The following is a 7,158-nucleotide window of genomic DNA, read 5'->3' on the forward strand; positions in this document are numbered from 1 at the left end:
GGGGAGCCCCTCGTCCAGGAGGTGGCGCAGGTTGCCGTGCAGCAGGTCCCAGTCGATGTAGTGGAGCTTGCCGCAGTCGCCGCAGTCGACGGTGAGGCCGCGCACTCCGAGCGGCTCCAACAGGGCGCGGAAGACCTCCAGGTCGGCGAGGTCGGCCAGCACGTCCTCGCGCTCCGTCACGCTGAGCGGAGCGCTCTCGTCGCCGGGGTCGCCGAGCGACGCCGCCGGGTCCTCCGGGTCCCCGGCGAACGGGTCGAGCGGAGCATCGTCGTGCACATCCACCACGCTACTGCTTGACGCCCCGCGAGGTGCACCCCCCGGTCTTCTCCGTACGCGAACGATCACGCAAAGTGGGAATGCCCGGCGCCGCCCCGATTGTTGCGAGATGTCATCAAGACCACGTGCCCGCCGTGCGCAACCCGCCGTCCCGGCGCGGATCCACGCCCTACCATGGGGACAGGGTCGCCGTGACCTGGCCCGATGTCGCCACCACTACCGGGAAGGTTGTCATGAACCCCGCCGCAGAGCCTGACAAGATCCTCCCGCAGGGCCTGACCTTCGACGACGTGCTGCTGCTGCCGGGCTACTCCGACCTGCAGCCCGGCGAGGCCGACACCACGACCCGCCTGACCCGCGAGATCTCGCTGCGCATTCCCCTCGCCTCGGCGGCGATGGACACGGTGACCGAGGCCCGCACGGCGGTCGCGATGGCGCGGCAGGGCGGCATCGGCGTCCTGCACCGCAACATGTCGATCGAGGAGCAGGCGGAGAAGGCGGACCGGGTCAAGCGCTCCGAGGCCGGAATGATCACCAATCCGGTGACCTGCCTGCCGGACGCGACGCTCGCCGACGTCGAGGAACTGTGCTCCCTGTACCGGATCTCGGGCGTGCCGGTCACCGACGTCCGGGGCGTCCTGGTCGGCATCGTGACCAACCGGGACATGCGCTTCGAATCCGACCTCTCCCGTTCGGTGCGCGAGGTCATGACGCCGATGCCGCTGGTCACGGCGCCGGTCGACGTGTCGCGGGACGAGGCGTTCCGCCTGCTGCGGGGCAACAAGGTCGAGAAGCTCCCGCTCGTGGACCCCGACGGCCGCCTCAAGGGCCTGATCACCACCAAGGACTTCACCAAGAGCGAGCAGTACCCCGACTCCACCAAGGACGCGGACGGACGGCTGCTCGTCGCCGCCGCCGTCGGAGTCGGCGAGGACGCGATCCGCCGCGCCCGCGCCCTGATCGAGGCCGGGACCGACGTGATCGTCGTGGACACCGCGCACGGCCACTCCAAGGGCGTCGCCGACACGATCGCCGCCATCAAGGGCCACGCGGCGGTCCAGGTCGTCGGCGGCAACGTCGCCACGTACGCGGGCGCGAAACTCCTGGCCGACGCGGGCGCCGACGCCGTCAAGGTCGGCGTGGGCCCCGGCTCCATCTGCACGACCCGCATCGTCGCCGGTGTCGGCGTCCCGCAGATCACCGCGATCGCCGAGGCGGCCCGCGCCGCGAAGGAGGCCGGCGTCCCGGTGATCGGCGACGGCGGCGTCCAGTACTCCGGCGACATCGCCAAGGCCCTGGTCGCCGGCGCCGACACGGTCATGCTCGGCAGCCTGCTCGCCGGCGTCGAGGAGTCCCCCGGCGAGCTGATCTTCGTCCACGGCAAGCAGTACAAGTCGTACCGCGGGATGGGCTCGCTCGGCGCCATGCGCAACCGGGAGCGCGGCGCCTCGTTCTCCAAGGACCGCTACGCCCAGGCCGACGTCAACAGCGAGGAGAAGCTGATCCCCGAGGGCGTGGAGGGCCAGGTGCCCTACCGCGGCCCCCTCGCCAACGTCGCGCACCAGCTCATCGGCGGCCTCCACCAGTCCATGTGGTACGCCGGGACGCGCACGATCCCCGAGCTTCAGGAACGCGGCCGGCTCATGCGGATCAGTTCCGCCGGCCTCCGCGAAAGTCACCCCCACGACATCCAGATGACCGTGGAGGCCCCCAACTACCAGGGCCGCTGACCTCCGCCCGGCCACCGGGTCGGGAGCGAGGTGTGTGGCGTGGGCGCCGGGCGGCTGACGTAAGCTCTTCTGGGCTTGTTTCCGCAGCGGGCGGGAACGTGGCGCAGGGGTCTCACCCGCCGACGGGTGAAGGCCGGGGCAAGGAAGAGGAAGGGCGCAGTGGCTGCTGAGGTGGAGATCGGCCGTGGCAAGAGCGGCCGCCGGGCGTACGCCTTCGACGACATCGGCATCGTGCCGTCCCGCCGGACGCGCGATCCCGAGGAGGTCAGCGTCGCCTGGCAGATCGACGCCTACCGCTTCGAGATGCCGCTGGTCGTGGCGCCGATGGACAGCGTGGTCAGCCCCGCCACCGCGATCGCGGTCGGACGGCTCGGCGGGCTCGCGGTCCTCGATCTCGAAGGGCTGTGGACGCGCTACGAGAACCCCGAGTCGCTGCTCGCCGAGATCGCCTCGCTGGACGGCGTGCGCGCCACGCAGCGGCTCCAGGAGATCTACACCGAGCCGATCAAGGAGGAGCTGATCGGCCGCCGGATCGAGGAGATCCGCGAGGCGGGCGTCACCGTGGCGGCCCGGCTGTCGCCGCAGCGCACCGCCCAGTTCCACAAGGCCGTCATCGACGCGGGCGTCGACCTGTTCGTGATCCGCGGCACCACCGTGTCCGCCGAGCACGTGTCGGGGCGCGCCGAGCCGCTGAACCTCAAGCAGTTCATCTACGACCTGGACGTCCCCGTCATCGTCGGCGGCTGCTCCACCTACACGGCGGCGCTGCACCTGATGCGCACCGGCGCGGCGGGCGTGCTGGTCGGGTTCGGCGGCGGGTCCGGGCACACCACGCGGACCGTCCTCGGCGTGGCGGTCCCGATGGCGACCGCGGTCGCGGACGTGGCCGCCGCCCGCCGCGACTACATGGACGAGTCCGGCGGACGCTACGTGCACGTGATCGCCGACGGCGGCATGGTCAACAGCGGCGACATCGCCAAGGCGTTCGCCTGCGGCTCCGACGCCGTCATGGTCGGGTCGCCGTTCGCCCGCTCCACCGAGGCACCGGGGCGCGGCTACCACTGGGGCAGCGAGGCCCACCACGGCGACGTCCCCCGCGGCTCGCGCATCGAGCTCGGGAGCATCGGGACCATGGAGCAGATTTTGCACGGGCCGTCCCATGTCGCGGACGGGTCGATGAACCTGATCGGGGCCCTGCGCCGCGCGATGGCCACGTCCGGCTACACGGAGTTGAAGGAGTTCCAGCGGGTACAGGTCGTGGTGGCCCCCCGCCGGTCCAACGACTGATCTTCGTCCGCGGGGCCCGCGAACCCCGGTCGGGTCGCTCATTGCGAGCGAAGCCACGCGGAATCGTTCGTTTCCGGGGTGGACCCATCCCTACCCTTGGGTAGGAAAGCTCGGAAACGTAACCGCTATGGGGGGAATCGCGATGACGGGATCACCTGTGACGGGCCTGGGCAGCTCCCGGCTCGGTCCGGCCGAGCGGGCCGCGGCGCTGGACCGGATGGCCCGCGAGGAGTTCGACGTCGTCGTGGTCGGCGGCGGCATCGTCGGCGCCGGCGCGGCGCTCGACGCGGCCACCCGGGGGCTGTCGGTGGCGGTGGTCGAGGCCCGCGACTTCGCCTCCGGGACGTCGTCGCGCTCGTCCAAGCTGATCCACGGCGGCCTGCGGTACCTGGAGCAGTACAACTTCGACCTCGTCCGGGAGGCGCTCACCGAACGGGGACTGCTGCTGCAGCAGATCGCCCCGCACCTGGTGAAGCCCGTCCCGTTCCTGCTGCCCACCACGCACCGCGTGTGGGAGCGCGCGTACCTCGGCGCCGGCGTGGCGCTGTACGACGCACTCGCGTTCCAGATGGGCAGCACCCGCGGCGTGCCGCACCACAAGCACCTGACGCGGCGCGGCGCGCTGCGGCTCGCCCCGTCCCTGCGCAAGGACTCCTTCACCGGCGCCATCCAGCTGTGGGACGCGCAGGTCGACGACGCCCGCTTCGTCATGATGGCGTTGCGGACGGCCGCCGAGTACGGCGCGCAGATCGCGTCCCGGACCCAGGTCCTGGGCTTCCTGCGCGAGGGGGAACGCGTCACCGGCCTGCGCATCCGCGACCTTGAGGGCAACACGACCAGCGAGGTCCGCGCCAAGCAGGTCGTCAACGCCACCGGCGTGTGGACCGACGACATCCAGGAGCTCGTCGGCGGCCGCGGGCAGATCCACGTGAAGTCGTCCAAGGGCATCCACCTCGTCGTCCCGAAGGACCGCATCCACTCCGCGACCGGGATCCTCCTGCGTACCGCGACGTCCGTCCTTTTCGTGATCCCGTGGGGCCGCCACTGGATCGTCGGCACCACCGACACCGCCTGGGACCTCGACAAGGCCCACCCCGCCGCCTCCAAGGCCGACATCGACTACGTCTTGGACCAGGTCAACCGGGTCCTCACCACACCTCTCACCCACGACGACGTGGAAGGCGTCTACGCGGGCCTGCGTCCCCTGCTCACCGGCGAGACCGACCAGACCTCCAAGCTGTCCCGCGAGCACGTCGTCGCCCACCCCGTCCCGGGCCTCGTCCTCGTCGCGGGCGGCAAGTACACCACCTACCGCGTCATGGCCCAGGACGCCATCGACGCCGTCGCCCACGGTCTCGACGGCAAGATCCCCGAGTCCTGCACCGACCGCATCCCCCTCGTCGGTGGCGACGGCTTCCAGGCCATGTGGAACTCGCGCCACCGCCTGGCGTCCCGCTCCGGCCTCCACGTCGCCCGCATCGAACACCTCCTGCGCCGCTACGGCACGCTCGTGGACGACCTCCTGGAACTGATCTCCGAGAAGTCCGACCTCGCCAAACCCCTCACCGGCGCCGACGACTACCTCCGTGCGGAGATCGTCTACGCCGCCAGCCACGAGGGCGCCCGCCACCTCAACGACGTCCTCGCTCGCCGCACCCGCATCTCCATCGAAACCTGGGACCGCGGTGTCGGCGTGGCCCAGGAGGCCGCCGACCTCCTGGCCCCCGTCCTCGGCTGGTCCAAGAAGCAGCGCGACCGCGAGATCGAGTACTACCGCAAGCGCGTGGAAGCCGAACGCGCCTCCCAATCCCAGGACGGCGACCAGGAAGCCGACGCCCACCGCCGAGGCGCCCCCGACATCGTTCCTACTGCGTAGTTTGTAGTTCCCCTTGGCGTCAGGCGCTGGCGCGCCTTCGGCGGGAACCACGGTGCGATCGCTGCATCGCTCCGTCTCGCCTAGCGGCTCGCTGCGCGATCAGGTTTCTCGCAGGCTCGAAACCTGCCTTCGGACGCGATCGCGACTGTTGGCGTTGTCGCGTGGTTGCGGTGGTGGCTGAGGACGGTGGTGTAGTGGGTGCGGGTGGGCGTGTCCCGGCTTCCCTATGGGCGTGGTGCCTTCACTAGGTCGGCTTGAGAGCCCGAGCCGCCCAAGCGCGGTCGGGGACGACGCGTACCTCGACGTGGTCGAAGCCGGCTTCGAGCAGGCGCGTCTCCAACGTCGCCGGCTCGATCGGGTTGTAGATGTCACCGTCGTGGAATGCCTCCATGTCATCGCTGGCGAGACCGTCGGTGGCGATGAACACCCCGCCGGGCCGCAGCACACGGCAAACCTCCGTGAAAAGCCGGTCTTGATCGACCGCGTCGGGAACGTGGTGCAGCATCGTGAATCCGGCGGCGCCGCTGAAGCGCCCGCGCTCGAAAGGCATCGCCGTGGACGACCGTCAGGCGAGCAGGGTCGGTGCGCGCCGCCAGCGCGTCCGCGAGCGCTGGATCGAGCTCGATCGCCGTCAGGCGGGGGACGTGCGCGAGGAGGATATCGGTGGTCAGGCCCGGCCCCGGGCCCACTTCGAGCGGGTCGTCACCGAGATCGCCCGGCGTGCCGCCGTCGAACGCGAACGGGAGGACCAGGTCCCGAAGGACGTTGCGCCAATCCTCGCTGGCCAGGAGCGTGAGGTGGTTCCGGTTCATTCCGACCACCGTAGGGATCGGTCGAGGATGTCCACAACGGCGTAGCATGACAATCGATGTCGCCAACAGGACAGTCGGGTGTCGTGGCCGTCCGAGCGGATTCGCTCGGTGACGGCGCACGGTTCCCCACCCACGCTCATCCGTTCCATCAACTCGCCTGGGCATCGCGCGGCGTGCTGACCATGGGTGCAGGCGAACGGACGTGGGTGCTGCCGCGCGCCCGCGCACTGTGGATCCCCGCCGGCGTCGACCACGACGTGCTCGCCGGCGGGTCGACCAGCCTGGTCAGCCTCTATCTCGCCCCTGACATGTGCCCGATCGAGTTCTCCGAGCCGACCGTCATCGACACCTCCGGCCTCCTCGGACAGCTCATCGAGCACATCGCCACCGGTCTTCCTCCGGATGCCCGTGCCCGTGCCGAGGCCGTCATGTTCGATCTGGTCTCGCCACTGCCCGCCACCACCGTTCACGTGCCGCTTCCCACCGACGACCGCGCCCGCCGCGTCGCCGACCTGCTCACCTGTGACCCCGCTGACCAGCGCACACTCACGCAATGGGGCCGGGTGGTCGGGGCCAGCGGCCGCACCCTGGCCCGCGCCTTCAAACACGACACCGGCATGACGTTCCCGATGTGGCGAACCCATCTGCGCATCGCCGCCGCCCTGTCCCAGCTGGCCGCCGGGGCGCCCGTCCATCGAGTCGCATCCCGGGTCGGCTACTCCACACCTTCGGCCTTCGTCGCCGCCTTCCACCGCACCGTCGGCGTCACACCAGGCCACTACTTCGACTGATCGCGGCGGACTGCCGTTGGCGCTGAGAACGATCTTGGGGGAGTCTTCGCCTTGATGAAACGCTGACGCTTCCGTCCGTGCGGGGCCCGGTGGCCACACGAATCCGGGCCGCGCACCGGGGGCAGGTCGTCGCGTGCGGTGGTCATGGGTTGTGGCCGAGCATCAGGTTCTTGCCGGTTTTGTATAGGTCGGCGGGGACTCGGGACGGGTCCAGGAGGTGTTGGAAGGCCAGGCCGAAGTCGAGGGCCAAGGCCAGGGTGGCGCGGTCGTGGGGGGTTATGGCTCCGGTGGGGTCCAGTTCGCTCGCCAGCTGGGCGCGGCGTTCGGCGTACCAGTCGGCGATGCGCCAGCCGGCGGCGTAGTCGCGCATGCCGTAGAGCCAGAAC

At 70.6% G+C, this 7,158-nt stretch carries 8 protein-coding genes and 1 pseudogene; 5 read left to right on the plus strand and 4 right to left on the minus strand.

What is annotated here, in order from left to right:
* Positions 1–276: DUF5319 family protein (locus tag E1281_RS35025; RefSeq protein ID WP_131883997.1), on the minus strand; the 276-nt coding region annotated here is incomplete at its 3' end.
* A gap of 233 nt (positions 277–509) precedes the next feature.
* Here E1281_RS35025 and guaB point away from each other — a divergent pair.
* The 3 genes from guaB (at position 510) to E1281_RS35040 (ending at position 5,169) form a co-directional block, all read left to right on the plus strand.
* The gene (guaB, locus tag E1281_RS35030) at positions 510–2,006 is read left to right on the plus strand and encodes an IMP dehydrogenase (protein WP_131883998.1); all 1,497 of its coding nucleotides are present in this window, start codon (positions 510–512) and stop codon (positions 2,004–2,006) included.
* A gap of 171 nt (positions 2,007–2,177) precedes the next feature.
* Positions 2,178–3,293, plus strand: a complete 1,116-nt coding sequence (locus tag E1281_RS35035; protein ID WP_131884001.1) for a GuaB3 family IMP dehydrogenase-related protein — start codon at positions 2,178–2,180, stop codon at positions 3,291–3,293.
* A gap of 142 nt (positions 3,294–3,435) precedes the next feature.
* The gene (locus E1281_RS35040) at positions 3,436–5,169 is read left to right on the plus strand and encodes a glycerol-3-phosphate dehydrogenase/oxidase (protein ID WP_131883999.1); all 1,734 of its coding nucleotides are present in this window, start codon (positions 3,436–3,438) and stop codon (positions 5,167–5,169) included.
* A gap of 244 nt (positions 5,170–5,413) precedes the next feature.
* On the opposite strand, the gene E1281_RS42345 is transcribed toward E1281_RS35040, so the two are convergent.
* Positions 5,414–5,674, minus strand: coding sequence for a hypothetical protein (locus tag E1281_RS42345; RefSeq protein WP_347813330.1), 261 nt, complete (start codon positions 5,672–5,674; stop codon positions 5,414–5,416).
* Entirely contained in the window at positions 5,562–5,840 is a 279-nt protein-coding gene (locus E1281_RS42895; protein ID WP_347813331.1) for a hypothetical protein, read from the minus strand. Before E1281_RS42895 ends, E1281_RS42345 begins: the two co-directional genes overlap by 113 nt.
* Between E1281_RS42895 and E1281_RS42900 the strand changes: the two genes are divergently transcribed.
* Positions 5,724–6,026, plus strand: coding sequence for a hypothetical protein (locus E1281_RS42900; RefSeq protein WP_347813332.1), 303 nt, complete (start codon positions 5,724–5,726; stop codon positions 6,024–6,026). The two genes, E1281_RS42895 and E1281_RS42900, sit on opposite strands and share 117 nt — an antisense overlap.
* An 11-nt stretch (positions 6,027–6,037) precedes the next feature.
* Positions 6,038–6,772 (plus strand): helix-turn-helix transcriptional regulator, encoded by a 735-nt coding sequence (locus E1281_RS35050; protein WP_131884000.1) that lies wholly within the window; start codon positions 6,038–6,040, stop codon positions 6,770–6,772.
* A 142-nt stretch (positions 6,773–6,914) separates the two neighbouring features.
* On the opposite strand, the pseudogene E1281_RS35055 reads toward E1281_RS35050, so the two are convergent.
* Positions 6,915–7,158, minus strand: a pseudogene (locus E1281_RS35055) (TetR/AcrR family transcriptional regulator); the annotation flags it as partial.

Source organism: Actinomadura sp. KC345, from assembly GCF_004348515.1.
Taxonomy (GTDB): domain Bacteria; phylum Actinomycetota; class Actinomycetes; order Streptosporangiales; family Streptosporangiaceae; genus Spirillospora.

What these genes read in the sequence shown, in the direction of transcription:
- E1281_RS35040 (WP_131883999.1), top strand. Translation starts at nt 3,436, where the DNA reads ATGACGGGATCACCTGTGACGGGCCTGGGCAGCTCCCGGCTCGGTCCG.
- E1281_RS35050 (WP_131884000.1), top strand. Translation starts at nt 6,038, where the DNA reads ATGTCGCCAACAGGACAGTCGGGTGTCGTGGCCGTCCGAGCGGATTCG.
- guaB (WP_131883998.1), top strand. Translation starts at nt 510, where the DNA reads ATGAACCCCGCCGCAGAGCCTGACAAGATCCTCCCGCAGGGCCTGACC.
- E1281_RS42345 (WP_347813330.1), bottom strand. Translation starts at nt 5,674, where the DNA reads ATGCTGCACCACGTTCCCGACGCGGTCGATCAAGACCGGCTTTTCACG.